This is a genomic window from Pseudoalteromonas aurantia (genome assembly GCF_005886875.1).
Lineage (GTDB): Bacteria > Pseudomonadota > Gammaproteobacteria > Enterobacterales > Alteromonadaceae > Pseudoalteromonas > Pseudoalteromonas aurantia_A.
Genome location: NZ_PNBY01000074.1, coordinates 81595 through 107301, shown reverse-complemented (window position 1 = coordinate 107301; position 25707 = coordinate 81595). Strand labels below are relative to the sequence as shown.

Genomic DNA, 25707 nt, shown 5'->3' with positions numbered 1-25707 from the left:
CCCCCATGCTTCTTGCCGCTGTTAATATCACAGGCTTCATATACTTACCCTGTTGTTTTCCTGACGAAGGTCAGGGTCAAAACCGCCATGCTTCTTGCCGCTGCTATTGTCACAGGTTTCATACGCTCACCCATTGTCTTCCTGACGCAGGTCAGGATCCATAACGTCTATGTTTACCGTTGGTATGATCACAAGTTTCTGAGCGCTAACTCATAGTCCTCCTGACGAAAGTCAGGATCCATTTCGCTGATATACCTCTTTTATTCCAAAAAGGTAATGAAAACCATGGATCCTGAAATGAATCCAGGGAGACAGGGATTTGTATCTAGAGACGGGTTTTGTATTTAGAGATAGAATTTTAACTTAGAGGTGTTCAGTTCATTCAGATAATGCCTTTAATATTCTTATACCTTTCATACTCTCAGCCCCCCAAATTTGCCCTTCTGACTAAGGTTAGGGAGGCTGAAAAGCCAACTTATCACATCAATTTTAGTGCCAGTTGACGTTGTGTTATGGTTTTATGTGATTTTTTAAGCCTTCTGTCATTGAATGCTATTTAGTAAAAAGGCATTTTCGTAAAATCATATTTTTACTTATCGGTATTCGTATAAAATGCACTTTCCGGCGTAAATGTTGTCGTTTGTAGTATGGATTGTCCAATAACATCATATTTTGTCTGATCACCTTCAGATTGTAACGCCTGCTGTGATTCATCTAACATATTTTGACTGCTTAATATGTGGCTCAATGTTAATGAGCCATCCAGGCAGACTTCCCCATAGTCCTGATTTACATGAAAGTTGTTTAACGCAGCAGCTTGTTCTGCCGATGTTAATGTTGTTGCTATATTTAGAATCGCCTTACCTTTAGAGTCCACAAGGCTAATATGTGAATGTTGAGGCTTTTCAAACATAATGTTAAGTGAAGACTTTGAAATTATATTTCTGTAAGCCCAAGGAAGAATGCAGTTATCGAAACGTTGCAGAAAATGTTTAAAGTACCCACCTTTATCTGCATTTAATATAGGTTCGATATGCCCCTGCGCAGTGATACTTTGGCTGTTCAAATACCAAGGTCTAAGACGTTGCATCAGGTGGTTACGACCAAAATTCAGGCGTTCACATAATGGGTCGGGTAAGATTGTATAGGAGATCCCCTTTAGAGCTGCCTGTTTGATACTCATGTTAATCTCGGTACTATTAAACCACGAGCTGAGAGCATATATATGATTTATGCCGAACAATTTCAGCTGCTCGATATCAGACATAGATAAAGGGATAGCAAGTACCATCCATAATTGATGATGCGCGTGTGAGGAGGGGGGGGCGCTTAATAAGTCGTTTAGTAAATTCGGTTGTGCACCCGAACAAATAGTTAATGTTTCTTTGGCATTATTTATGCTCATAGCTTGTCGCCAGCCTGGACGGTTGACTAATGTTGCAGCGCGGGTGAATAAGCGCTGGCAAATCAACATTTGCGTTTGGTTTAAAGCTGTTTCCTTCATAATTTCGCCTGTTCAGGTTTTTTCGGCCCTGTTGGACCTACTTTTCAATTTCATGACAATTTTAAAAAAGTCAGCCTATATTTACCCTGTTAAAACTGACAGGGCGGTGATTGGAAGAACAGCGATTGTTGTATTTTATCAGGCACGGTTAAATATGACACACATCAAGGAACAACGGGAATATCACTTATGACAGAGTTAAACTTTAGGTCTTTAAGCAGTGCAACAAGAGTACTTGTTGCTTATAGCGATGACGTACTTTCTGAAAGCTTATTGAATGAGCTTGAATTTGCTGGAGTTACGGTTGATTATGCGGGAAATTTTTTGACTGCAATGCACTTGTTGTCTGAACATGTGTTTGATTTTATTTTTGTCTCAGATAAATTAATAGGCGGAACTGGGACTAAATTAGTGACCCAAGTACGCTCTCATTTACCTCGAAATTTAGTAATTTTTTATAGTTACTCACACAAGCTTAACTTAGATGAGCGGCTCAACTTATACCGCCAAGGCGTGGACGACGTATATTGTGAATTAACGCCCGTTAGAGAGCAATTAGCAAAACTTAATGCGATAGCGAGCAGAACTCAAAGCGATGAACATAGTATTTTGACTCTTGGCCCATTGAGACTTGATATAAAAAATCGTCAAGTATTACGTGATGGCCAAGAAGTAAAGCTGACTCAAACTGGTTTTCAAATATTAAAAAAATTATTAAAAAGTTCACCGAACGTTGTTGCAAAGCAAGAACTTGAATGGGACCTATGGCGTGATGAGCCCCCGACAACAGATGTTTTGCGTTCTCACATGTATCATTTAAGAAGGCAGTTAGATAAGCCGTTTGGGTTTCCGCTTATTCATACGATTCATGGACATGGTTTTAAGCTGTTGCAGCAAGCGCATTAATTACAACGAAGAGTTTCCCTGGGATCCAGTCTGCCCGATTGGAGCGAGTGATTAAACCACTCGGCAAAAAGAGCATGTTATCCATGCTCTTTTTTTATGTGTCTTTTAAGAGAAGTTATGTGATTGATAGGTAACCTTTGAGATTAAGTCTTGATCAACCTCAATACCAAAGCCAGCATGTTCCTTTAATAGTGATATTGGGAGTTTACCAGCATGAGCGAACATGACACTTGGATGTGTAATATCTTGTTCCAGTAAGTATGTACCAAATGCCCCCTCATAAAATCGACACTTTGGTAGAAGTTGTGCAAGTGTATGCCCTGCGGCTGTGAGAATCGCGGTTTCACCAACTTGGGCGCCAAGTTGGCAATCAATGTCATGTGCTTGAGCTATTTTTGCAATTGCTAAACACGCTGAGATACCGCCAAGCTTCGATACTCTTAAATTAAATACTGTTGCGCCAGCATTTTCAGCAAACCACAATGCATCGTCATAATGACACAGTGATTCATCTATACATATGTCCATAATGCCTTTAAATTTTGAGACTAATTCTGGATATGCCGCTTTTAACTCAACGGGCATGGGTTGCTCACAACAAGCAACCCCTTTGTCAGCGAATTTTTTCAGTGCATCAATGGCTTGGTTTAAATCCCAGGCACCATTGGCGTCTAAACGTATTTCAATATCACCTGAATTAGCACTGCGAATTTTATCTATCAGTGCTAACTCAGCGTCTAGATCTGTGCCGACTTTGACCTTAAATTGTCTCAACGATAGCTTGTCATAGACACTTTGATACCGTTTAAATGCTTCATGGGAGCCCAATGAATAAGTGCCGCTATAACGAATATCAGGCACTTTGTTTGTCGTGGTATCTGAACTAAATAGCTTATAAACCGACGACTGTGTCGATTTTGCAAATGCATCAATAAGTGCTAATTCAGTAATAGCCAAAACACAGGTTTGACGGTTATTTATGTTATGTACTTCAAAGAATGAGTGGAGCCACTGTTTGAGCTCACCAAAACTTGAAAACGATTTATGTAATAGTGCTGGTAGCACTATATCTGACAGAGCCGAGATGACACTTTGATGTGTCTCCCCCGTGACATAGTCACGAGGAAGACATTCACCATAGCCAATCTGACCGTCGCTTAATTCAACTTCTAAAATCATGCCTTGAACCTCTTTACGAGTATGCAGCGCATGCTTAAAGCTGACTTTAAATGGAATATGTGTCTCACGAAGGCGACAGGCTATAATTTTCATTGTTCGATATACTCCAATACTTCTTGTTCATCGATGTCGCGGCCATTTAGAAAGTCATGGATATCTAAGACGGCTTGCTCCATATCACTGCTGAAACTAATGAAATGTTTATTGTCCAAGGCACGATAAAACTTTGCTACAGCGTTTTCTGGTGAGCGATTAATGTATGCAAGAGTTTTAGTGTTATTCATCATGGTGTCTTGTTCAGCAAGTAAATAGAACCTTGGGTAGTTGCTAAGCGGATCATTATTCATTGCTTCTCGACTTAAATTATATTGGCCTATGCCAACGACTGCATAATAAAAGCTTTGCGTTACTTCTCTTAAAGAACGCTGATCATGACGGATAGACCACAAATAAATCGGATCTTGTGTGAAGTAGTTACCCCCTTGGTCACCTTCTGTTTCTGGAATACTTGAAGGAAAGTAGTCGTATGGTTGTTTCGTTACAAACTCTTCTAACGTGAAGGGTAAAGGTAAATCAACAAATAAACCAGGGGTCGTAAATACGGCCTGTGATACATTGCTCGGGGCGTATTGGTTCATATATGCGGTGACAATATGTGCACCAAAACTGTTGCCCCAAATTGTAATCGAATTTTCAGGTATATCTTGGTGAGCAAGCGTTACGACTTGGTCAAGTGTCCATGTCCATGTTTTCCAGTTATTTATATGGCCTGGCTGTATTACAGGTTGAGTTGTATTGTTCAGATCCTTGTGCAAGGTGATCCCGCCTGATGACCGGCCAGAGCCGATACGGTCAAAAGCATAAACGGTGTAACCTAATACGGATAAATACTCAGCTGTAAAATTAAACCAGTCTTTATGTGATTGAAAACCATGGTTGTATATGATGGTTTGTCCATTACTACGCCATGGCGTCCACTTTGTATATGAAATGTCATACATTAAAGGGCGTTGAGCTTGTTCAGAAAGTTCAATGTCATTTAATTTCAGCGTATATTCTTGCCCTGTTAAATTTAACAGGTCAAATGGTGAGTAGAGGCTGTGCGCATAGCGATTGTTAGCCTCAACTTGTATAGAGCTATTACTTGCTGATGGGGCGCTTTTCACTGGTTCAGCATTAACATGTGTTACTGCGGTAATAGATAACCCTAAAAGAAGTGCACTTAACTGTGTTGTGATAATTTTCATGCTGCTGATTCCTTAATGCTTAAGCTTTGGTAAATGGTTTCTACTGTGAATGAGGTTAAAAGATTTTTGTCCATGCTAAGTGGGACTGTTTTGAATTGTGCTTCACGAACTCCCCCGGCAATTCGCGCGCGTTTAAATTTTTCGAGTGCCCCAAATGATAGGCTGTGTACAGCTGCTGGCTGAAGACGCAAGGATTCTCGCTTAGTTTTATATTCTAAATTGAGTTTTTGTAAATGAAGCTCAAATGCATCGGCAAATTCGGCATGCTCTTGCGTGCTATATCCTGGTTCAAACTCGGCATAGAGTTTATATTGATTGCTTTGTAAATCGGCATGACAATGATAAAAGTTAACTTGAATTTGGCAGTCAAACTCAGCCTGTTTAACGGCGCCTATAACTTGCTTTTCATATATTTTCTCACCCGTTATATTGGTGATCCCTTTACCTTTTTGTACAAAAACAATTTTCGGCGTATTGCCAACAAAACCAGTAACCTGAACTATGTCATTGATATTGTAACGATATAAACCAGCCTTATTGGTAAAGAATAAGTAGTATTGGCTGCCGAGCTCAATTTCGTCAGCGAGGTATGTTTTGGGGTTTGCATTATCAATTTCATCAGTACGGATAAACTCAAAGAAATTGTCTTCGATGGTAAGTACACCGTCGCCTCTATTTAAGTCTAGGGGAACTGAACCTCGTATTTCTGATGCTAAATACCCCAAATCTTTAATATTTACTTTGCCATACCATGCCTGCATTTTGTCAATAAATGTGGCAGAGTTACCGCCGGTCCAGGTTGCAACGACCTCTAGGTCTGGCCAGTAGTGGACTGGGCGAAGTTTATGCTCCTCATCTTGTTCAATACATTGCTCTAGGTAGTTGGCGCGTTCAGGGTTCGGCGTTAACCTATCTTCAACCAGTTTTCTGATGGGTTCAGGTAGTACTAATGTCTTGTCGAGGATCCCGAGTCTAATATCATTTATTAAACGTTCTTTCATGTCATCGGCTTTGTTACAAAGCAGGCTTAGAGTTGATGGGTTGGTTGAGGAGACTAAGCTCACGTTATTGTCGGCTAAACCAAGCAGCAAAATACAGTAGTAGCGGGTGTCATAATCAGCTATTTCGTATACTCCATAGGGAATTGAATACTTTGCTTTTATTGCCGGATCTAAATCTTTGACGTATTGCCCTGAGGTCGATCCAAACGGTGTGCCATCGGGTGCATATCCCTCGACTGCGGGTGAGACGATAACGACCCAGTTACCTTGCATTGCTTCAGGAGAGTTACAGGCTAATGAATAAGACCATAACATTGCTGAGCCTTTATGAGCCCCAGAGCGTTGCTCCGTTGTCACTGGAATATATTTGGGCTCTCCAGTTGAGCCACTTGTTGTAGCGTAATAGCAAGGGTTGCCACTGACTAATTGATCCGGTATCCCTTGCAAGTGCTTTTCCATATAGGGATAGAGTGAATCATAGTCTTGAAGTGGCACTTGGTTACGATAATTATCATACGTGACAACGTCATCAAAGTTATGATCAGTCCCGAATTGAGTGTGGCCATGTTTTTGTAAAATTGAGCGCAATAAGTCCAGTTGCGTTTGTCTACAGTTATGTGCACCAGACATAAACGCATTCATCAGTTCCTGACCTTGGGCCATGAATTGAGCCGCAGCATCATTGGGGGTGTTTGTTTTCATGCTAATTCATCCTTATAAGTTAGTCATTAATTAGTCAGTGTTTAGCTGGCGCATGCAAATTGGTTAATCTCAGATAATGCATCGCTGAGCTTGGTATTGATGTATTCGAATAACGCGTCTGGGTGCTGGTTTAAATAAAAGTGTTCTCCTTCTATATCGAATTGATTGAGTTGTTTAAGCGGCAATTGTCGCCATGCGTTTATTTGCGTATCTGAGACTAATTTGTCCTGTGTTGCTGCAATAATCTCTAACGGTTGTGTTATGGCATCTGCCTGACCTTCATATGAAAACTGTTCTAACAAATGATAGTCAGCACGAATAATGGGTAAAACACTTTGCATAAGCTCAGTATTTCTTAACACTTCTTCTGGCGTGCCTCCGAGCGTGCGAAGTTCATTGATAAGCGCAGGCTCCGGCAAATGGGCACGGCGTTTTAAAATACTCAGTTGCGGTGCGGGTCTGGCAGATATAAATGTGCCTAATGTGCTGACGCCTCTTTGATTCAATGCTGCGGTCACCAAAAACGCTAATAAGCCCCCCATGCTGTGGCCAAATATTGCAAAGGGCTTTGGGTAGTTCACAAGCTGTTCGACGATTGGGCTAACTAAATCGGCTACCTGCTCAGGGAACCCTTCACGGCTTCTGCTAGGACGCCCTGGCATTTTTAGGGCTGCGACGTCAAAGTGCGAATTTATTTTGTCGCACCATTTTGTATAGTTATGCTCATTGCCTCCAACAAAGGGAAAGCAAAATAATGTCGCGTCAGCACTGATGTCAGAGCCAAAGTACTCAAACCAGCGACGGTGTTGTCGAGAGTGAAGAGAATTAGTCATGTTAGCTCCCATGTACCAAGACACAGCAAGCCTTTGCTGTTGCACAAACTTCCCCTTCAGTATCAACAAGCTGACCTTCTGAGAAACCATGGGTCTTTGTCATTGACGACACTTTGCCAATCGCTTTTAGCGGTGTGTGAGGGGGAATTGCCCTGATGTAATTTAACGTTAAACTGACGGTACCGACGGTCGCATTTGATCCTTGTAATGTTTGAATTGCAAGGGCTGTGACAGAATCCAGCATTGTTGCGGCATAACCCCCATGCACTGTGCCATTGGCATTTAAGTGGGCCTCTGTAGGGGTTACCGTCACAGAGACTTCACCAGGAAGTGCACGTCCATCACTGAATGGGAAATAATCGATAATACTTGCTTTATTTACGTCACTGTTGAGCATATGATTAACGAGATTTAGACCAGTCATAGTTATATCCTTCTGTTTTATTATGTTTTTATGTAATTAGGGTACGGCGGCACATGGTGCCGCCTAATGTTTTAAGCGGCTTGTGCCAATTGCTCGTCCAGCGCTTGTTTTGCTAGTTGCTCAATGCTTGGACCAGCCAGTAAGACCATGCCAGACACTGATAGACCTAGATTGACAAATATGCGCTTGCTTAGCTCATGGGTCATCAGTGAGTCGACACCGAGCGACGTAATGCTCACCTTTGCGTCTATTTGTTCAATGGGGTAATTAAGCAGTGCCGATATCTGCTCTTTGAGGCTCTCAACCAATAAAGCGCGTTTTTCTAAGTTCGGCAGCTCATCAAGGGCTTTTTGGAATCGCAGGGCTGGAGAGTCCGCGTCTTTTTGAGCGAACTGCTCAAGCAGTAAGCTGAATCGAGCGGAGCTTTTGGATGGTTTGTTGACGTTGAACCAGAGTGGCCATTCAACGTCCATAATACCGCACATCACTTTTTTGGCACTAAGCGCTTCATCTAACTGGCTAAAGGCATATTCGTTATGCACACCATAGACCCCTTGCTCGGCTAGTATCTGTTTTACAGTATTATCTCGCGCAACCATTCCGGCATCCGCGAGGGCACCCCAGTTTATGGTAGTAGCGGCCAGACCTAAACTTTGTCTATGCTGAGCCAGTGTATTTAAGAATGCATTTGCAGCAATATAATTTGCTTGGCCAGGGTTACCAATCATTGAAGAAAGCGATGAGAACATGACAAAGCTTTCAATTTGTTCTTTTGCTAAATGACTAGTTGCTTTGTGCAGATTGACCGCGCCTAATGCTTTTGGTTCAAGTACCTTCTTGAATCGTTCTGGTGTCAATTGCGCTAAATTGTCATCATCAAGTACAGCGGCGCTGTGAATGATGCCTTTTAGTGGTGTGTTAACGTTATCGATATCGTGAATAAGCGCTGTTACTGCAGTGAGATCTGTAATGTCGACGCTATCGATATAGACTTCGCAACCGAGTTGTTCTATGTGTTCAATGACGCCTTTATCTGCATCGCCAACACGGCCACTGCGGCTTACTAACGCAAGACGTTTTACTCCCCAATCAGCCAATTGTTTGGCTAGACGCAAGCCGAACCCCGCTGTGCCCCCAGTGATTAAATAGGTGCTGTTGCACGTTAACCATGTTCTTTTTTGAGGTTTAGTTACTGAGATAGACTGAGTATCAAAGTCTATCGCGACTTTTCCTATATGCTGGGATTGAGCGACATATCTTAGTGCTTCCTGAGTCTCAGTTACTGAGAATGACTTACAAGGCACAATAAAGTTGTTTTGATCACTTAAGAAATCAGAGACTTCATCCATTAGAGCCTGAAATTGCGTTGGGCGCTGAACCATAATACGGTCAATATCTAATGAGTTAAATTGTAAGTTTTCATTAAAGCAGCGCATTGCTAGGCCAGAATTGTCAGCAATGTCTTTTTTACCGATTTCCACGAAGCGACCAAATGGCGCGAGCAATTCAACAGATTTTTGTAGTATCTCTCCATCTCTGGCGTTTAAGACGACATCGACACCATAGTTATCTGTCACAGTCTTAATATCTTGGAAAAAAGACAATGAGCGTGAATCAAACACGTGTGAAACTCCGCGAGATTTCAAGTATTGACGCTTATCATCACTGCCCGCAGTAGCAAATACTTCAGCGCCATTGCTGAGCGCAATATGAACAGCTGCTAATCCAACACCACCTGTGGCGTTATGAATGAGTACTTTATCTCCTTGTGTTAATCTCGCCAGATGTATCAGGCCTTGGTAAGCGGTCACATACCCCATATAGTTGACACTTTCGGCAAAGCTTAAATGTGCTGGCTTTTTGCTAATAAATTGATCTGCCGTGGTAATGTAGCTGCGGTATGCCCCTTTATCATAAAATGCGACAACTTCATCGCCGACTTCCCAGGCTGTATTTTTACCCGCTTTTGTGATGACGCCTGCCACTTCCATACCAAGCTCATCGCCAAAATAAGTATTTTCTGTGACAAATTCTGAAATACGGTTATGTACCTTCAATATGTCTTTGTAGTTAACACCGCTGGCCATGACGCGTATTTCAACTTCATTATCTTGCGGGTTGATTCGCTCTATCAAACTGTACTCTAAGCTACTCGCCTGGCCGGCTTCTGTTTGTAAAAGGTTTATGGGATCATCCGTCGTTGTGACTAGTTTACTGTCTTCATCGAGCTGACTAGAAGTGGGCGTGATACGTCGAACAAATCGTCCATCTTTATCGAAACGAATTTCTGTTTCTTTGAGGGTGTCTTCAAGCTCATTAAACAAGCAGGTTAATATCTGTGCTTGTTCTATATCACCGAAATCGAGGCTTTTACATAAGATATTTGGGTATTCGTTGACAATACTCGGTGCAAGCCCTGCTATCGGCGACGCTGAAAAATTGAACGTGTCGGCATGCGTTGAAAGCTCGTTAATTTGACCGTTGCGAGTTACTTTAAACAGCTCAATTTCATGCTCAGGGAAGTGGCTATTTAATGCTTCTACGGTATTGCGCAATGCATATGCATGCTGACTGACTTCGTATGCATTAAACTCTTCTGTATCGTTAAGGTGGCTAGACCACAGATCAATGATGACTCTTGGTTCAATAAATGGGCAGTTTTCAATCGCTTTTTCAATACTCGTTTGTGTTGTTGGATCTACCGTGAAGTGACTAAATCCATGTTTTTTATATGTTTCACCTGCATCAAGGGTCAGTACTTGCATACCTAGCTCAATGGCATGTGCTTTCAACGATTGTGCAAGTAGAGAACCATCGCTGAGTATTGCGATAGGAACACTTACGGCATTTCTCTGCTTTTCAGTGTATTGTGCTAACCATTCATAGTGATAATTATGAGGGTTATTTACTTCGTTATTTTGCTCGTTACTTTCAACCGCCATACAATGCAGTCCTTCGATCTGCACTACGGGCTGTTTTGATTCATCAAATAGATAAATATCACAATGCACACTGCGCTTTGATTGCTTGCGCATAATGGCGTAGCAGTAACCATTTTGTACACTTTGTTGTATGAGCGTCAGCTTTGCTATGGAAACAGGAATAAAGGCTTTTTCAAGTCCTGTAATGGTTAATAGAGACTGAAATGCAGCATCAAGCAGTGTTGGGTGAACCCGGTATTGATCTATTTCGTTAAGGACTTTTTCTACACAACTGACTTCAGCGAGTACCGCATCTTCAGATACTTTAAGCGACCGTATTGACTGAAAATAGTGGCCATAATCTAAGCCAGCATTACGGCACTGGTCGTAGAAAGTATGCACATCATAACTTTGCTGAACTGTTTGTGTGATCTCGGCGAAGTTGACTTGCTTTATTGGCAACGCTTGCGTTAAGCGTTTCGATGATGCAATGGGCTTCCAGTTATCGTTTTCATCAGCTACATTTCTAGACGCAATGTTTAGTCGTTGTGTGGTTGGGTTATAGCTAGTTTCCATTCTGGTTACGTGATTATCATCCACGGTCAGCATATTTTCTATTTTGATTTCTTCTAGCGTTAATACAGTATCCCCCGTTGCTTCTGTTGCAGCACACAGCATACTGTCAATCAGTCCTGCACCTGGGTATACGACTGTATCGTGTACTTTGTGATCATGAAGATATGGAATAAGGTAAGGGTTTAACTCTACTTGCCAAGTCGGTTCTAAGCGGTCCATACGTTCATTTAAATAAATATAGCCTGCGCGACCGTGCCGCTTTTCAAGTGAAAGCTGAGTTTCACGCCAATATGTATCACGTTGCCAAGGGTAGGTCGGTAAGCGAACAAATTGAGCACTGTCATCAAACTGCGTTTCCCAATTGGGATGTCCACCATGACAAATAAACTGTGCAAGCTGGTTGAAGAAGTAATGTTCCTCAGGCTCTTTTCTATGCAGAGAAGCCAATTGTTGGCGGCTGTCTTCGGCAATAGTGAGTCCCTCTTTGATAGCACTTTTTAATACTGGGTGAGGGCCAATTTCCATGACAGGAGCATCATTGACTTGAAGTAAAGTTTGTAACCCATCAGCAAATAGCACGGCTTGCCGAACGTTTTTCCACCAGTATTCGGCATCCAGTGATTCCCCGTCGATATGTTGCCCTGTCACTGTAGAGATAAGAGGAATATTGGTTTTACGCGGGGTAATATCACTCAAAGAAGAAAAAATATCAGCTTTGATCGTGTCCATATATCGGCTATGGTAGGCGATTTCTACGGCGAGTAATCGAGCAAAAATCTCTTTAGATACTAACTGAGCTTCAAGGAGTTCTAGTTGTTTTTTATCACCAGCAACGGTAATGGTTTTTGGACCATTGACGGCGGCGATTTCTATTTCTGGGTAGGATGTTTGCCAAGTACTAAACTCTTCAACCGAGCACCCAATGGCAAGCATTGAACCATTTTCTTTTGCACAGGTTTGTTGTAAGCGGCTGCGGTGATAACTGACTTTACACGCATCTTCTAATGATAAAGCACCTGAAATATAGGCCGCGCTGACTTCACCAACACTGTGGCCAATAACACTTAATGCTTTGATCCCATATGCAGCTAAGACATCATATAATGCGACTTGAATGGCAAAGTTGGCTGGCTGGGCTACCTGAGTTTCATGCATTCGTGAGGTATCTTGATTTTTTAATAGCTCATCTTTGACAGACCAGCCAGCTACCTCACTAAAGACAGTATCACAGCGCTCAATACTTGCGCGGAAAATATGATTATTTTCATAAAGTTGTCGACCCATACGCCACCATTGTGGTCCCATGCCTGTACAGATCAGGTTTATGCCGTCATATTTTTCGTGGCTGGTTCCGGTTGCACTAGCTGGGTGAGGCTGCTCGTCTAAGTAATCAGCAAGCTGTTCAATTAAATCATTTAAGTTAGCTACCACAAATGCGACTCTGATATTCAAGATGTCTCGCTTTTGTGACAAGGTGTATATGATATCTGAGAGGCTAACAGGCTGCTCTGTGCGTTCTGGTGCTTCTAGAAAATCGAGTAACCGCTGTGCCACTTGATAAAGTGCTTTGTCAGACTTAGCGGAAATTGGCACTATATAAGGCCCGTCAATAAAGTCGCTATCTCTGCTTTTTGGTTGGTTAGTTTGTTTTTGCTCTTTTTCTGATAGGGAACGCAATAAGGCATGACCGTTACTGCCGCCGTAACCGAATGAGTTAACGCCTGCAAAGTGCACTTTATCTTTATCTAATTGACGAACCGTGGTTGGGATTTCGATAGGGAGCTGGTCAAATGGAATTTCTGGATTGGGGTTATTGAAGTGCAAGTTAGGTGCAACTTCTTTACGGTTTACTGTCATTGCGGCTTTAATGAGCCCCGCAACACCTGATGCTGCTTCTGTATGGCCTATATTTGTCTTAATGGAGCCAACGAAGCAAGGGTTATCTAACTGACGCTTTTGTAATACTGAGCTGATTGCTTTGATCTCTAGAGGATCACCTGCTTTTGTGCCAGTTCCATGTGCTTCTATATAACTTAACTCTTCAGAGGTGACACCGGCTTTACCATAAACTTCTTCTAGTAAAGCTTGCTGAGATTCAGGATTAGGAAGGGAGATCCCCGTTGTTTGTCCGTCTTGGTTTACACCGGTTTCGCATATGACAGCGTAAATATCATCGCCATCGCTTATGGCTTTCTCTAGCGGTTTTAGCAATAAAATTGCAGCACCTTCTGAGCGCACATAGCCAGCAGCATCTGCATCAAAGGCTTTACAGCGACTATGGTGAGATAAAAATTGTCCTTTGCTCATGGTAAGCGGGTAATGTGGCGTCATCATTGTATTTGCGCCGCCGACCATTGCTAGTTCGCAGTCTCCTTGACGTAGGCTTTGTACCGCATAATGAAGCGCAGTCATTGATGCTGAACAAGCCGTGTCTATCGACATACTCGGGCCTGTTAGATTATAAACATAGGAAAGTCGGTTAGATAAAAGTGCATGTGTCACACCAAATGGCGTTTGGGAGTCAATGTTATAGATATTTTGACTGTCTAACTGAATCGTCTTATTGTCTATAGCAAAGCCGCCGACAAATACACCGGTTTTTACCTTCTGTATTGCGTCAGAGGTTACGCCGGCATCTTCCATCGCTTCCCAGCTAACTTCGAGCAGTAGTCTTTGCATTGGGTCGACTACATCAGCTTCTTTAGGAGATATATTGAAAAACAGTGGGTCAAAAGTGTCTAAACGCTGTGAGAGGAACCCACCTTGTTTTGCATATGTTTTACCGGGTTTTTTTCTATTTTCACTGTAGTATTTACGAACGTCCCATCGAGATCCTGGCACATCACATATCGCATCAATTCCTTTTTTTGCGTTATTCCAAAGTTGTTCTGCTGAGTTGGCCTTCCCTGGAAATCGACAGCCGACACCGATAATAGCTATTTGGTTAGATTTATTCATAACAGTTCCCAATTATTTATATTATTAAGTTTTATCAGAATGTAATTCTTATTCGTTTCTGATTGGTAATAATAATAAATTCGGTACTGTCGATTTTTTGTTTAATTATTGCCTATATTTAGTTTTATTGTGTTTTTTTAATCAAACCTAGTATTTATAACAGGTATGGGTTGCTTGTTTAAATTACTGGTTTTAATAACCCTGAAATAAGTAGCTTAGCTATTGCTTGCTGTCTGTTTGATGAGCTTGTTTTTTCTATAACATTATTCACATGGAAATTTGTTGTTCGTTCAGATATACCTAATATTTGAGCTGTTTCCCAAGCTGTTTTCCCTTCAATTACCCACTCCATACATTCAGACTCCCTACTTGTTAGTTCTATTTTGTTTGCTGGGCTATTGTTTATTTTTAAACGATTTGATGCTTCATATAAGTACGGAGTTATACTCAATAATATTTGATTTAAATTTATATATTTATCGAGTTCTATAAGTTGTTTTGAAGCAATGCTAATAAGGCCAAACTCACCAAACATACCTCGGATCGGTGCAGTGATCCCATCGACTAACCCTGCGTCCGCAGCCTGCTGCATGATTTTTATGTCTGCATGAGGGTTTGTGGTACTAATGATATTGGCATTTTGCCAAAAAATGGGGGTAACACTGGTTTGTGCATGGAGTACAACGGGGTCATTTTTCTTTAAATCATTCCCCAAATAATGTGACATCCAATCGCTCGGATAGTTGTCAATCACAAACATATCAGAAGATTTAAGCTGTTGAGGTGACACAACACACATTAGGTAATAGTCCATGTCGAGCTGCTTGACTATGGATTGTAAAATCTGCGTTAGCTGTGCTTTCGTCGAGGCGCGTTGGCACTGCATTAACCAACGCTCTATCATAAATGCGATATCTTGATCCATACTTATTTCCGTATCATGCTCTTCATTAATATCTACCAGTATCCGTGGTAGTTCGATGTCGATACGGAGTGGATGAACGCTAATTAATGAATTGAAAAAACTGCATTCTTAAATTCATCATTAATGCTCATTTTAATAGCGACGGAATTAACTCCGCCTATGTCCATACTTAAGCCGTTCCCTAGTCTACTGGTGGGTACACCCAGTATTCTAAGATAACGCTCTATTGCGCATGTTGTTACCATTACGTACTCTTCCACTCCTTGTTCGATTGCATGCAGGTATGCTTGCTGCAACACGCTATATGTTACGTAGCGTTTTTCATTTGGATCAAATAAATGTTCACTTTTTTGTGTGGCAAAGCGACTAATTTCTAATACCGACTTTGATTGAGGGGCTGCTTGGTTATCTAATAACTGAGGGAAGGTATCTTTTAACATATACTTGTTAGTCGTTTTTAAAATTCTTAAGCAACCCATTAGCTCACCACTATGATCTTTAGCAGTAACAAATACAGGGTCTAAATCATCATACTCATCTATTTCTTGATCATTAATAACTGGCACGTCCCATTTTAATTGTTTGTGAAATACATTGTACCTTAGTTTGTGTATTTTGTTTTTTGTGTCTGTGTCTATTTTATTAATGTTGTATGTGTTTTTTATTATATTATCTAGCATTGTATTATTCCTTTTTTTTAATGCTAGTAATTACACTTTAATCTGCTTTTTAATGAGCTTGGTTTTATAACAATGTATAACCTGAAAGCTTCTCTTGGGTTGTCCTGTTGTTTCTTACAGGTTGGTGATTTATTTTAATGTTAAGAGGGTTTTGCACAAAAAATTCACATTTAATATATTATTTTTATACGTTGAAAGACTCATAATTATCGTAGTTTTTTACACAATCAATTTAAGCTATTTAAGGTGTTGTCATGACATATAGAAATAATTATCAAAATAGTTTGGTGTATTCTACATTGGCCCTCGCAATATCAGGCGCAATCGTAGGGACGGCAAACGCAAATGAAACGGCCAACGAAAAAGTGCAAAGTGAAATAGAGACAATTCAGGTATTGGGGACTAGAGGATCGGGTCTGGAGCTTTCAAGCAGCAAAATCTTAAAAGTGCCAGGAGCGAATAATGATCCTTTAAAAGCGATTGAAGCTCTACCTGGTGTAATATTAACGCCACCAGCAACAGGGGGGCCAGTTGCAGAGCCTGCGATTAGAGGCTCAAGCTCTCAAGATAACTATTATGAAACTGACTTTTTAGAAGTCGGTTATACATTCCACAACGATGGTCTATCAACATATAACCCTAGGCTCATTGAAAACTTCTCATTAGAGACTGGTGCGTGGAGTTCGCAATTTAATGATGCCAACGGGGGGTTAATTGTTACTAAGCTTAGAGATCCCAGTTTCACTGAGTCAAATACAAATGTTGAGCTGAGTTTTATTCGCGCTTCTATCTTACATGAAGGTCAGATCAATGATGATATGGCTTATTATGTATCATTTCGAGAATCTTTGGTTCATTTATATATTGAAAACTTTATTGAAGATGAGGACTTTACTTACCCCACGCCGCCAAGGAACAATGATTATCAAACTAAGTTGGTATGGGATTTAAATAACCAAGACCGACTGACTTTTGTTGCAACCGGAGCCAATGATAAAATTGAAACAGAGTTCGATGAAGGCAGTCGAGATGTGGCTAAAAATCCAGATTTAGAAAGTGGTGAACTGTATGAGTTCAGCTACAATAATCAAGGGGTTATTTGGGATAGACAACTTGATAGATATCGCCATAAGATGGCATTAAACCACTTATCCAAAGAAGATATGTCTAAAGAGGGGGAGATATTAAACCTGAAGGCGGATACCGACATTTTGAGCTTAAAAGGTTTGGTAGAATATGATTTTGATTCGGGAGTATTAATGGTAGGGGGTGAATATCAACTGCAAACAGTTGATATGAACGCAGCAGGACGAGATTTCCCATGTAACGACGATTTTGAAATGTGCCCGCCAAGTTACTTTAGCCCTAAATTCTCAACAACGGAAGAACTCGATCTTGATGAAGTATCAGCCTACGTTGAGTGGCGTCAAGAGATTGGTAAGTTTGATATTAATGTTGGCGTTAATGCCAGTAAATATGATTATAACGATGAGTCATTGCTAGAACCTCGATTTAAGGCATCACTCCCTATTCAAGATGCAGGTAAGCTGAGTGTCAGTGTAGGCCGACATCACCAAGGATTTAAAGACTTTGCATTTGTTAGCGAAAGTTTAGGTAATCCAGAATTAGAGCAAGAAAAGTCAACTCAGTATGTACTAGGTTATGATTATGTTGTCGATGAGATTTGGGCTGTACGTGCACAATTATATTATAAAGAACTTGAAGATCTGATAGTGACAAACCCTGCTGCTCAAGCAAGTCGCTACGGTGAGGTGATTGCACCAAATACGACACGATATTTTAACGAAGGCGAAGGTCAAACATATGGTGCTGAGTTACTTATTAATAAAAACTACAGCGACAAATGGTATGGGTGGGTAAGTATTGCTTATTCACACTCAGATAGAACAAATAATGTTACTGGGGAGGAGTTTGATTATGCATTTGATCTGCCTTGGGTCGTCAATATGGTTGCCAGCTATGACATAAGCAATGAATGGCAAGTCGGTGCTAAATGGCGTTATCAAAGCGGCCGGCGTTATACGCAAGTGACAGGATCAACCCCTATCTATGACCCTAACTCTAATGCGCAATCTGAGCCTGTGTTATATCAACCAATATACGAGCCTTTTAACGAAAGTACCTTGAGTGCGTACCATAGATTGGATATACGTGTTGATTATAACACCGAGCTATGGGGTCAAGAAGCGAACGTATTTTTTGAGATATTGAATGTGTATGGCAATCGTTCTATTCAAGAGTTTGAATACAATGCGGACTACTCCAATTATGAGAAAGACTACATATTTCCTGATATGCCCTTGCCATCAATTGGTATAAATATTGATTTTTAAATAAAGAATGGCAACACAATGCCCATGTTTCACTGCATGAACATGGGCATTTTTTTCAGGTATCGTTTCGCTTTATTTTATTGAGGATGATGGCAGCTGTTTAATAGCTGTTGCCAAAAAGCTTTGCCTTTACGGTGTGCAAGTTTAATATTGTTCTGTGGGATACTTTCTGGGTCATCATATGTGGCGAGTGCCTGAGACATGCTTGCTTCACGAATTAAATGTAGGGTGGGAAAGGGCGCTCGATTGGTGTAATTGGCTGGGTCGTTGTCATCACTATCAGCAAATACATAGTCGGGATGAAAAGTCGCGATTTGGAATACGCCTTCATAATTTTGAATTCGAAGCATGGTGTTTGCAAGATCGATTAAATCGACAAAATCGTCAAAAAGTGCAAAACCATTGGGAAACATGAGCAATGTTGTTTCTCGGTCTGGATCGGATGTTAGTTGAGCACACTGCTCCAACATATCCATCACCGCATCATCATGTGTTGTGCTTTCGGATACGCAATAGTGAATGCGGTTTTCTTCAACTTCTTTACGTGCAAATGGACAAAAGTTATATTTAACTATGACTGCACTCACCCAACGTTGCATAGCGTTTATTTGAGCATTCATGAGATTGTCTCTTTTATTAAATTATGTTTTAAAACCTGTAGTGATTTTTCTATTGCACCTTGGTTTTTATTCAGGCAGCGCTTTGCGCTAGAGCCAAGTTTTTTAAGCTGGTGGGGATCGTTTAATAAACTGATTAATAGAGTTGCTAATTCCGCTTGGTCTTCAACACAAATAGCGCCTTGATGTAAAAATAGTTCAGGGTAGATATGTGCAAAGTTATAAATACTAGGGCCAGTAATAACACCTACATTAAACGCTGCGGCTTCTAAAGGGTTATGCCCACCTCTATCAATGAGGCTTCCGCCAATGTATGCGATATCGGCACTTCCATACAGCATTTTGAGCTCGCCTAACGTATCAGCAAGAATTACTTGCTTTGTCGGTGCGACCTGTTCGCTGCGTCGAGTGAAAGTGAACCCTTGTTGCGAGAGCAAGTCTGCGACCGGCTCGAATTGTTCTGGGTGCCTAGGCGCGATAATTAATAGTGTGTCAGGGTATATTTTTAGCAGTTCTTTGTGTGCATAAAGTAGCTTTTCATGTTCTATTGGGTGGCTTGAGCCTGCTATCCAAACGGGACGAGTATTAAATTCAGACTTTAATTGCTCAGCTTGTTGTTGGGCAGTGTCATCGACGTGGATATCAAATTTAATAGAGCCCGTGACGGTGACCTTATCTGCAGGTAAACCCAAACAGATAAAACGTTCAGCATCCTCATGACTATGACTTGCTATATGATTAATGCTACCCATAAGCGCTTTAGCTAATCGCGGTACTTTTTGATACCCGCGCAAAGACTTTTCAGACAGTCGGGCGTTGATGACAACTGTTGGGCACGCCACTTTTTGTGCCGCTGTCATAATATTTAACCATAATTCGGTCTCTAATGTAATGAACAGCTTTGGTGAAAGTGTCTTGATAAAGCGATTGGCACAATCCCAAAAGTCAAAAGGTAAATAGCACACAGGGACCTGGTTTTTAAAACTGTTTTTTACTTGTTGGCGACCAGTCGGGGTGTTACAGGTGATAATAATATGGTCATTTTTATGACGAGCTTTATACTCTGAAATCAATGGCACCGCAGCCAAGACTTCTCCAACTGACGCACAATGAAATATGACGGCATTTTTTGGTAAATTGATGAGTGAGAATGCAAAGCGCTCAGTAAAGTTCTGTCGATATGCAGGGGCTTTTTTACCTCTGAAAAAATACAGATAAATAACAATTAAGGGGCTGAGAATATAGAGTAAACAGCTATATAAGAAGCGGATCATGAGTTACATATCATAGTCATAAAAGGCTATTTTACTGTGTATCGAGAAAAAACTGAAATCTAATAACAAATTTACACACTTTAGGGTCGTGCCCCCACAAAATAACTTTGTTACCATAGCGGTATATTATAAAAACCAATGATAAAAGATGAAGTTTAAAATTACCTATTACCTAGCTGGTGCATTGTTTCTTTTCTCAAGCCAATCTTTTTCAGCCCCAACGGCTTACTTGCCAATAGGAAAAGACGCTATTTTAGAATATCAAATTGATAAAATGTTTGCTTTGACTGATGGTACGCCGATGGCTAAACCCTATCGAATAAGTGAAATCAACATGGCATTACGTAAACTCAGCGCGGTTGATAGGTCGCTATATAATAGTATTAGAGGGCGTCTAAAGCCGTACTTTAGTAAGGATGATATAACACGACAAGGTATTAAATTGAGAGCTGATTCTGGTGAAGTCGTGAAGTTGGCGAATGACCGAAGTAACACATCAGATGAGTATGCTGAGCTTTCTTTGGAAGGTGTATGGCGCGGTAGTGATAGCTCTTTGTTGCAGATAGGGGTTGATTATCGAGTCGATGCTGGTGATTTAGTGGCTTACAATACATTTTATGCATTGGGAGGTGACACATTTCAGCTTAATTTAGGGTATAAAGAACATTGGTTTTCTCCTTTTAAGAGCTTTGCACAAGTTTATTCTAATAACGCTAAGCCATTGCCGTCCGTTTCTCTGGGCTTAATAGCACCATTGAAAAATTGGTGGAACTTTGATTTTGAACTGTTCTACGCCGAAAGTGAGCATGTTGAAGACGCAATTTTGTATCAAGGTACGTTGCATAGTGGTAAGCCTAAGTTGGCGGGCACTCACTTTAGCATTGAGCCTTTAAGCGGTTGGAAGTTAGGCTTAAACCGTATGATGCAGTTTGGTGGCGGCCCACGAAAAGTGACGACCAAAGATGTCTTTAAAGCATACTTCGATCCTGCGGGTAATGACAATAGTGGCTTAACTGGCAGTAAAGATACAGAGCTTGGCGATCAATGGGTAACGTTTACCAGTACTTTACGCACAAGCATGTTAACCCCAGCAGAGTGGTATTTTGAGTATGGTGGTGAAGATACTAAGGGCCATAAAAACTATCAATTTGGTAACACGGCGACTAATTTTGGCGTGTATCTGCCACAAATGACAAAAGAGAGTACATTACGTTATGAGTACTCGAATCAACATAGTTTGTGGTACGTTAATGAAATTTATCCTGTGTATGGTAACTCCATCGATGGTGCTGTCATGGGGAGCTTTATTGGCGATCAGCGTCAGTTTGATGATGCCGCGCCGTCTCAAGCCCACATCATTGAGGCGACTTACAGTGAAAACCTACACTCACTATGGCGTGCAAAGTACACTAGAATTGCAAATGAAAGTAATTATCTTAACGAGCTCGGGCAGCTTGGTCAGAGTTATGAAGTGGGGCAGGAACTACAAATAAGCAATAGCCGAAAAATATCTCACCGTCAGGTTGAAACAACGTTAGCCGTTGGTAAAGATGTATTCGGTGAAAGCTATACTTGGTTATCAGTCAATGTATACTGGTAAATCACGGATACTATTTACAGAATAAAGCCAATAAGCGGTAATTTAGGAACTTATATGTCGCAAAATCAACATATTGAACAAAGCTATTTAGCCTCGTTACAACGTCACTTAGACGTTTTTAATACGATGGCGAACTATCATAAAGAATCCATGCAGCTACTTGAGGCATGTCAAAAGACACTGGCAAAGGGTGGTAAAGTAATTTGGTTTGGTAATGGTGGTAGCGCTGCAGATGCACAGCATTTAGCAGCTGAATTTGTTGTTCGATATAAGCTGGAAAGGGGACCATTAGCATCGATTGCATTAACCACGGACACCTCAATTCTGACAGCGCACAGTAACGACTATCATTTTGATACAGTATTTGAGAGACAAGTTCAGGCACTATGTAAGCCAGAAGATCTGGTCATTGGCTTAACGACCTCGGGAACCAGTACGAATATAAATTTAGCATTACAGGCGGCAAATGATATTGGCGCTTTCACTGTTGCATTGACGGGCAGAGAGGGGGGTAAGGTAAGAGACATTGCTAAGTTGCCTATTATTATTCGCAATGACGAAACTGCGCGTATTCAAGAAGCACACATGTTCATTGGTCACTGGTTATGTGAGGCAATTGATATGTCGATGGCGGAGCAACAATAATGGACTTATCACGCTTACAGCATTTAAATAAAGCGCGGGTATTGGTTGTGGGTGATGTCATGCTCGACCGCTATTGGTTAGGCGATACTGGTCGTATTTCGCCAGAAGCACCAGTGCCTGTCGTTAAAGTAAGCACTCTAGAAGACAAAGCGGGCGGTGCAGCCAATGTTGCAAAAAATGTTGCGCACCTTGATGGTAAAGTTGGGCTGTTGGGATTAATTGGTCAAGATGATATTGGTCAAACCCTTGAGCGTATTTTAGAGTCTGAAAATATACATTCACAATTAGTGAGTGTTACTGGGCTGCCTACGATTGCCAAAATGCGAGTTATTAGCCGTCACCAGCAAGTTGTACGTTTAGATTTAGAAGAGACATTTACTCAAGCACATAGCCGTTTGTTACGAGAAAATTTACAGCAAGTAATTGATGATTATGATTATGTATTATTCTCTGATTACAATAAGGGCGCTTTATCTGCAATTCAAGAGATGATCGCTGTAGCAAAGGCCGCGGGTAAAATTGTGCTTGTAGACCCTAAGTCATCAGATTTTTCAATATACAAAGGTGCTGATTTTATTACGCCGAACCTGAATGAGTTTCAGTTGGCTGGCGGTGAGGTTAAATCAGAGGAAGCTTTGACTCTGAGTGCGCGTAAGCTTTTAGCCGATGCGGGGGTAGATGCCATGTTATTGACTCGTTCAGAGCAAGGTATGTCATTGATAAGCCATACTGAAAAACATCATTTTGCTGCACAAGTTCGAGAAGTGAGTGATGTGACCGGGGCAGGTGATACGGTGATTGCAACACTTACAACGATGTTGGGTGCAGGTATGGTCGCAAAGGACGCGGTTGAAGTGGCGAACATTGCAGCGGGAATAGCTGTCAGCAAATTGGGGGCTGCAACGGTTACACCTGAAGAACTAAGCCAGAAATTAGGTCAATATTTGATTGAAAATGGTGAACATTATCAAGCGCCTTTTGATGACGTGCATCAGCATATCGCATTCGCGAAAAGAAATGGTGAACGCATTGTATTCACGAATGGCTGTTTTGACATACTACATGCTGGTCATGTTAAATATTTGGCACAAGCCAAAGCCATGGGGGATAAGCTGGTTGTTGGATTGAATAATGACGAGTCTATCTCACGTTTGAAAGGCGCAGACCGGCCTATAAACCCGTTAGATGAGCGTGCAATGGTTTTATCAGCCTTGGCCTCTGTTGATTGGGTGATCCCATTTGGCAGTGAAGCTGAGGGGGACACACCCGCAGAGCTTATTACACAATTAAGCCCTGATATTCTTGTGAAAGGGGGCGATTATAAAGTGTCTGAAATCGCTGGAGCCGAGCATGTTCTAAGTACGGGGGGGCGTGTTGAAGTACTTGATTTTCTGAACGGTTGCTCGACATCGAATATTATCAAAAAGGCACAGGCTACAGAATAGGGCTGGTCATTTGGGCGCTTATCAACGCGCTAAGGCTTGTTTATAAGCCAGATTAAGTTGTTCCCAATTGTTATCTGTGAAATAAAAGGTCGGCCATTTGCCGGCCTCTTTATAAAATGAACGACGTAGTCTGTCCATATTATGTTTTTGCCAGCTATGGGAAGGCGTGCGTAATTCACCTCGATCAAAGTCAATTAAATATACCTCTCCAGCTTCATTAAATAGAATGTTATTGATGTTTAAATCGGCATGATAGACGCCAGCACGGTGAAACTGAGCAATGGTTTGCGCAATTTTGTTGAGCTGATTTAATGTCATCTCTCTCGTTTGAAGCACTTCGCATAGACTGGTGGCGCCAGTAATAGCGGCGGTGATCAGATCACCCCGATAAATACAATAAGATGTAGATATTTTTGCGGCCACAGGACTGGGAACAGGTAAGCCTCGCTGCTCTAATTCGCATAATAATAAAAACTCTTTATATACTCGGGTGCTTTTTAAACCTTGAAAAAGGTATTGGTCAGATAATAACTTACCTACCATCCCGCCACGCCAGTAATGTTTTAATACACTGATTTGGTTATTGTGGCGAAAAAACCATGCGGTTGCCCGACCTTCTTTTGTACCTACAATTGCATTTTGCTGCTGCCAGTAATTTGGGTCAAAGTGCTCTGGAAGAAAAGGGGTTTTTGTATGGTCAGGCGTAAGGATATAACCCTGTTCAATGTTATTAATTAGCATGCAAAGTGACAACGTAAATCTAGATGAGTTAAGTGTATCGTTTTTTTACCCCGCTATAAACTTGCAAAGCCAGATGAATAATTTAAGATCGGGCACTAATTGAAGTTAACCCTATGGGATATGTGTGTCAGCTCAATATAATTCAATCTGTATTCTTAGGCTTTCAGCCATTGGAGACGTTTGTCATGCGGTAGCCGCTGTTCAAGCGATTCAAGCAGCACACCCTCATGCAAAAGTGACCTGGGTGCTTGGCAAGGTTGAGGCAATGCTCTTATCTGGTTTAGCGAACGTCGAGTTTATCATTTTTGATAAAAAGCAAGGTTCAGCTGCGTATAAGCAGTTAAAATCTGTGTTTAAAGGGCGACGGTTTGACGTACTTTTACACATGCAAGTGGCACTGCGAGCGAATCTAGCCGCACGTTGCATTCCCGCAAAGGTAAAAATTGGCTTTGACAAGCACCGCAGTAAAGAGCTGCACAGTCTATTTGTTAATCGCACAATTGATGCTCAGCAATCTGCGCATGTATTGGAAGGTTTTCAGAATTTTGCGAGTGCTATAGGTGCTAGCTGTAACGCGCCCAGTTGGGTTATGCCTTTTTCTGAGCAAGATGAGCACACGGCAAGTGGTTTGTTGGCAGGGCGAAACAAAGTGTTTGTGATAGCAGCCGCTGCAAGCAAAGCTGAGCGTAATTGGTTGCCAGAACGTTACGCGGAAGTCGCTCAGCATGCACATGAAAATGGGTTTGACGTGGTGCTAACGGGGGGGCCAACTGAACTAGAGCGTACTTTAGCGGATGATATTTTGAGTTATGTTACGTTCCCTGTTTTAAATTTAGTCGGTAAAACACAGTTAAAAGAACTGTTATGTGTATTAAAACAAGCAAAACTGGTCCTGGCACCCGATACTGGGCCTGCACATATGGCGGTAACGGTAGCCACGCCAGTGATAGGTTTATATGCCCATTCTAACCCTGCGCGAACAGGGCCTTATTTATATTTGGATTATGTGGTTGAGGTATATCACCAAAATTTAGTAAAGCAAAAAAATAAAACGGCTGACCAACTTCCGTGGGGCACTCGAGTCAAAGGTGCGGATTTAATGTCTCAGATAAGTACTGAGCGTGTTATTACGATGTTTGACAATGTCGTCATCAAAGAAGGGTTGTAGAAGTTCT

18 protein-coding genes are annotated in these 25707 nt (G+C 41.4%); 6 read left to right on the top strand and 12 right to left on the bottom strand.

Annotated features, from left to right (window positions below):
• Positions 1-589: 589 nt before the first annotated feature.
• Positions 590-1504 (bottom strand): hypothetical protein, encoded by a 915-nt coding sequence (locus CWC18_RS15565; protein ID WP_138592512.1) that lies wholly within the window; start codon positions 1502-1504, stop codon positions 590-592.
• 189 nt (positions 1505-1693) lie between these two features.
• On the opposite strand from CWC18_RS15565, the gene CWC18_RS15560 reads away from it, so the two are divergent.
• Positions 1694-2410, top strand: a complete 717-nt coding sequence (locus CWC18_RS15560) for a response regulator transcription factor (RefSeq protein ID WP_138592513.1) — start codon at positions 1694-1696, stop codon at positions 2408-2410.
• Between the two features lie 105 nt (positions 2411-2515).
• On the opposite strand, the gene CWC18_RS15555 is transcribed toward CWC18_RS15560, so the two are convergent.
• The 8 genes from CWC18_RS15555 to CWC18_RS15520 all read right to left on the bottom strand — a co-directional run bounded on the left by CWC18_RS15555 (position 2516) and on the right by CWC18_RS15520 (position 15856).
• Positions 2516-3682: a mandelate racemase/muconate lactonizing enzyme family protein gene (locus CWC18_RS15555; RefSeq protein WP_138592514.1), complete on the bottom strand. Its 1167-nt coding sequence runs from the start codon at positions 3680-3682 to the stop codon at positions 2516-2518.
• Positions 3679-4836 (bottom strand): alpha/beta hydrolase, encoded by a 1158-nt coding sequence (locus CWC18_RS15550; protein ID WP_138675634.1) that lies wholly within the window; start codon positions 4834-4836, stop codon positions 3679-3681. Before CWC18_RS15550 ends, CWC18_RS15555 begins: the two co-directional genes overlap by 4 nt.
• Positions 4833-6539 (bottom strand): GH3 auxin-responsive promoter family protein, encoded by a 1707-nt coding sequence (locus CWC18_RS15545; RefSeq protein WP_138675633.1) that lies wholly within the window; start codon positions 6537-6539, stop codon positions 4833-4835. The genes CWC18_RS15550 and CWC18_RS15545 overlap by 4 nt, the downstream gene beginning before the upstream one ends.
• Before the next feature lie 41 nt (positions 6540-6580).
• Positions 6581-7372: a thioesterase II family protein gene (locus CWC18_RS15540; protein ID WP_171041128.1), complete on the bottom strand. Its 792-nt coding sequence runs from the start codon at positions 7370-7372 to the stop codon at positions 6581-6583.
• Position 7373: 1 nt separating this feature from the next.
• Positions 7374-7796, bottom strand: coding sequence for a PaaI family thioesterase (locus tag CWC18_RS15535; RefSeq protein ID WP_138592518.1), 423 nt, complete (start codon positions 7794-7796; stop codon positions 7374-7376).
• Between the two features lie 71 nt (positions 7797-7867).
• Entirely contained in the window at positions 7868-14251 is a 6384-nt protein-coding gene (locus CWC18_RS15530; RefSeq protein ID WP_138592519.1) for a type I polyketide synthase, read from the bottom strand.
• 178 nt (positions 14252-14429) lie between these two features.
• Positions 14430-15176, bottom strand: a complete 747-nt coding sequence (locus CWC18_RS15525) for a LuxR family transcriptional regulator (protein ID WP_138592520.1) — start codon at positions 15174-15176, stop codon at positions 14430-14432.
• A gap of 83 nt (positions 15177-15259) precedes the next feature.
• Positions 15260-15856: an acyl-homoserine-lactone synthase gene (locus tag CWC18_RS15520; protein WP_138592521.1), complete on the bottom strand. Its 597-nt coding sequence runs from the start codon at positions 15854-15856 to the stop codon at positions 15260-15262.
• A gap of 254 nt (positions 15857-16110) precedes the next feature.
• Here CWC18_RS15520 and CWC18_RS15515 point away from each other — a divergent pair, with 254 nt between their 5' ends.
• Complete coding sequence (locus CWC18_RS15515) at positions 16111-18210, top strand: TonB-dependent receptor plug domain-containing protein (RefSeq protein WP_138592522.1); 2100 nt, start codon at positions 16111-16113, stop codon at positions 18208-18210.
• Positions 18211-18287: 77 nt separating this feature from the next.
• Here the strand turns inward: CWC18_RS15515 and CWC18_RS15510 are convergent, their stop codons facing one another.
• Positions 18288-18830, bottom strand: a complete 543-nt coding sequence (locus tag CWC18_RS15510; RefSeq protein ID WP_138592523.1) for a DUF1415 domain-containing protein — start codon at positions 18828-18830, stop codon at positions 18288-18290.
• Entirely contained in the window at positions 18827-20101 is a 1275-nt protein-coding gene (waaA, locus tag CWC18_RS15505; RefSeq protein WP_138675632.1) for a lipid IV(A) 3-deoxy-D-manno-octulosonic acid transferase, read from the bottom strand. Before waaA ends, CWC18_RS15510 begins: the two co-directional genes overlap by 4 nt.
• 148 nt (positions 20102-20249) lie before the next feature.
• Between waaA and CWC18_RS15500 the strand changes: the two genes are divergently transcribed.
• Genes CWC18_RS15500 through hldE form a run of 3 tightly spaced genes read left to right on the top strand, consistent with a single transcriptional unit; the run spans position 20250 to position 23791 of the window.
• Positions 20250-21701: a capsule assembly Wzi family protein gene (locus CWC18_RS15500; protein ID WP_138675631.1), complete on the top strand. Its 1452-nt coding sequence runs from the start codon at positions 20250-20252 to the stop codon at positions 21699-21701.
• 54 nt (positions 21702-21755) lie between these two features.
• Positions 21756-22346: a D-sedoheptulose-7-phosphate isomerase gene (locus CWC18_RS15495; RefSeq protein WP_138675630.1), complete on the top strand. Its 591-nt coding sequence runs from the start codon at positions 21756-21758 to the stop codon at positions 22344-22346.
• Positions 22346-23791: a bifunctional D-glycero-beta-D-manno-heptose-7-phosphate kinase/D-glycero-beta-D-manno-heptose 1-phosphate adenylyltransferase HldE gene (hldE, locus tag CWC18_RS15490; RefSeq protein WP_138675629.1), complete on the top strand. Its 1446-nt coding sequence runs from the start codon at positions 22346-22348 to the stop codon at positions 23789-23791. Before CWC18_RS15495 ends, hldE begins: the two co-directional genes overlap by 1 nt.
• A gap of 21 nt (positions 23792-23812) precedes the next feature.
• Here hldE and CWC18_RS15485 read toward each other — a convergent pair whose 3' ends face one another.
• Positions 23813-24532 carry a 3-deoxy-D-manno-octulosonic acid kinase gene (locus CWC18_RS15485; RefSeq protein WP_138675628.1) on the bottom strand — a complete coding sequence of 240 codons (720 nt, stop codon included), beginning with the start codon at positions 24530-24532 and terminating at the stop codon, positions 23813-23815.
• Positions 24533-24656: 124 nt separating this feature from the next.
• Between CWC18_RS15485 and CWC18_RS15480 the strand changes: the two genes are divergently transcribed.
• On the top strand, positions 24657-25700 hold the full coding sequence (locus CWC18_RS15480; RefSeq protein ID WP_138675627.1) for a glycosyltransferase family 9 protein: 1044 nt from the start codon (positions 24657-24659) through the stop codon (positions 25698-25700).
• Positions 25701-25707: the final 7 nt, after the last annotated feature.

What these genes read in the sequence shown, in the direction of transcription:
- CWC18_RS15565 (WP_138592512.1), bottom strand. Translation starts at nt 1,504, where the DNA reads ATGAAGGAAACAGCTTTAAACCAAACGCAAATGTTGATTTGCCAGCGC.
- CWC18_RS15560 (WP_138592513.1), top strand. Translation starts at nt 1,694, where the DNA reads ATGACAGAGTTAAACTTTAGGTCTTTAAGCAGTGCAACAAGAGTACTT.
- CWC18_RS15555 (WP_138592514.1), bottom strand. Translation starts at nt 3,682, where the DNA reads ATGAAAATTATAGCCTGTCGCCTTCGTGAGACACATATTCCATTTAAA.
- CWC18_RS15550 (WP_138675634.1), bottom strand. Translation starts at nt 4,836, where the DNA reads ATGAAAATTATCACAACACAGTTAAGTGCACTTCTTTTAGGGTTATCT.
- CWC18_RS15545 (WP_138675633.1), bottom strand. Translation starts at nt 6,539, where the DNA reads ATGAAAACAAACACCCCCAATGATGCTGCGGCTCAATTCATGGCCCAA.
- CWC18_RS15540 (WP_171041128.1), bottom strand. Translation starts at nt 7,372, where the DNA reads ATGACTAATTCTCTTCACTCTCGACAACACCGTCGCTGGTTTGAGTAC.
- CWC18_RS15535 (WP_138592518.1), bottom strand. Translation starts at nt 7,796, where the DNA reads ATGACTGGTCTAAATCTCGTTAATCATATGCTCAACAGTGACGTAAAT.
- CWC18_RS15530 (WP_138592519.1), bottom strand. Translation starts at nt 14,251, where the DNA reads ATGAATAAATCTAACCAAATAGCTATTATCGGTGTCGGCTGTCGATTT.
- CWC18_RS15525 (WP_138592520.1), bottom strand. Translation starts at nt 15,176, where the DNA reads ATGGATCAAGATATCGCATTTATGATAGAGCGTTGGTTAATGCAGTGC.
- CWC18_RS15520 (WP_138592521.1), bottom strand. Translation starts at nt 15,856, where the DNA reads ATGCTAGATAATATAATAAAAAACACATACAACATTAATAAAATAGAC.
- CWC18_RS15515 (WP_138592522.1), top strand. Translation starts at nt 16,111, where the DNA reads ATGACATATAGAAATAATTATCAAAATAGTTTGGTGTATTCTACATTG.
- CWC18_RS15510 (WP_138592523.1), bottom strand. Translation starts at nt 18,830, where the DNA reads ATGAATGCTCAAATAAACGCTATGCAACGTTGGGTGAGTGCAGTCATA.
- waaA (WP_138675632.1), bottom strand. Translation starts at nt 20,101, where the DNA reads ATGATCCGCTTCTTATATAGCTGTTTACTCTATATTCTCAGCCCCTTA.
- CWC18_RS15500 (WP_138675631.1), top strand. Translation starts at nt 20,250, where the DNA reads ATGAAGTTTAAAATTACCTATTACCTAGCTGGTGCATTGTTTCTTTTC.
- CWC18_RS15495 (WP_138675630.1), top strand. Translation starts at nt 21,756, where the DNA reads ATGTCGCAAAATCAACATATTGAACAAAGCTATTTAGCCTCGTTACAA.
- hldE (WP_138675629.1), top strand. Translation starts at nt 22,346, where the DNA reads ATGGACTTATCACGCTTACAGCATTTAAATAAAGCGCGGGTATTGGTT.
- CWC18_RS15485 (WP_138675628.1), bottom strand. Translation starts at nt 24,532, where the DNA reads ATGCTAATTAATAACATTGAACAGGGTTATATCCTTACGCCTGACCAT.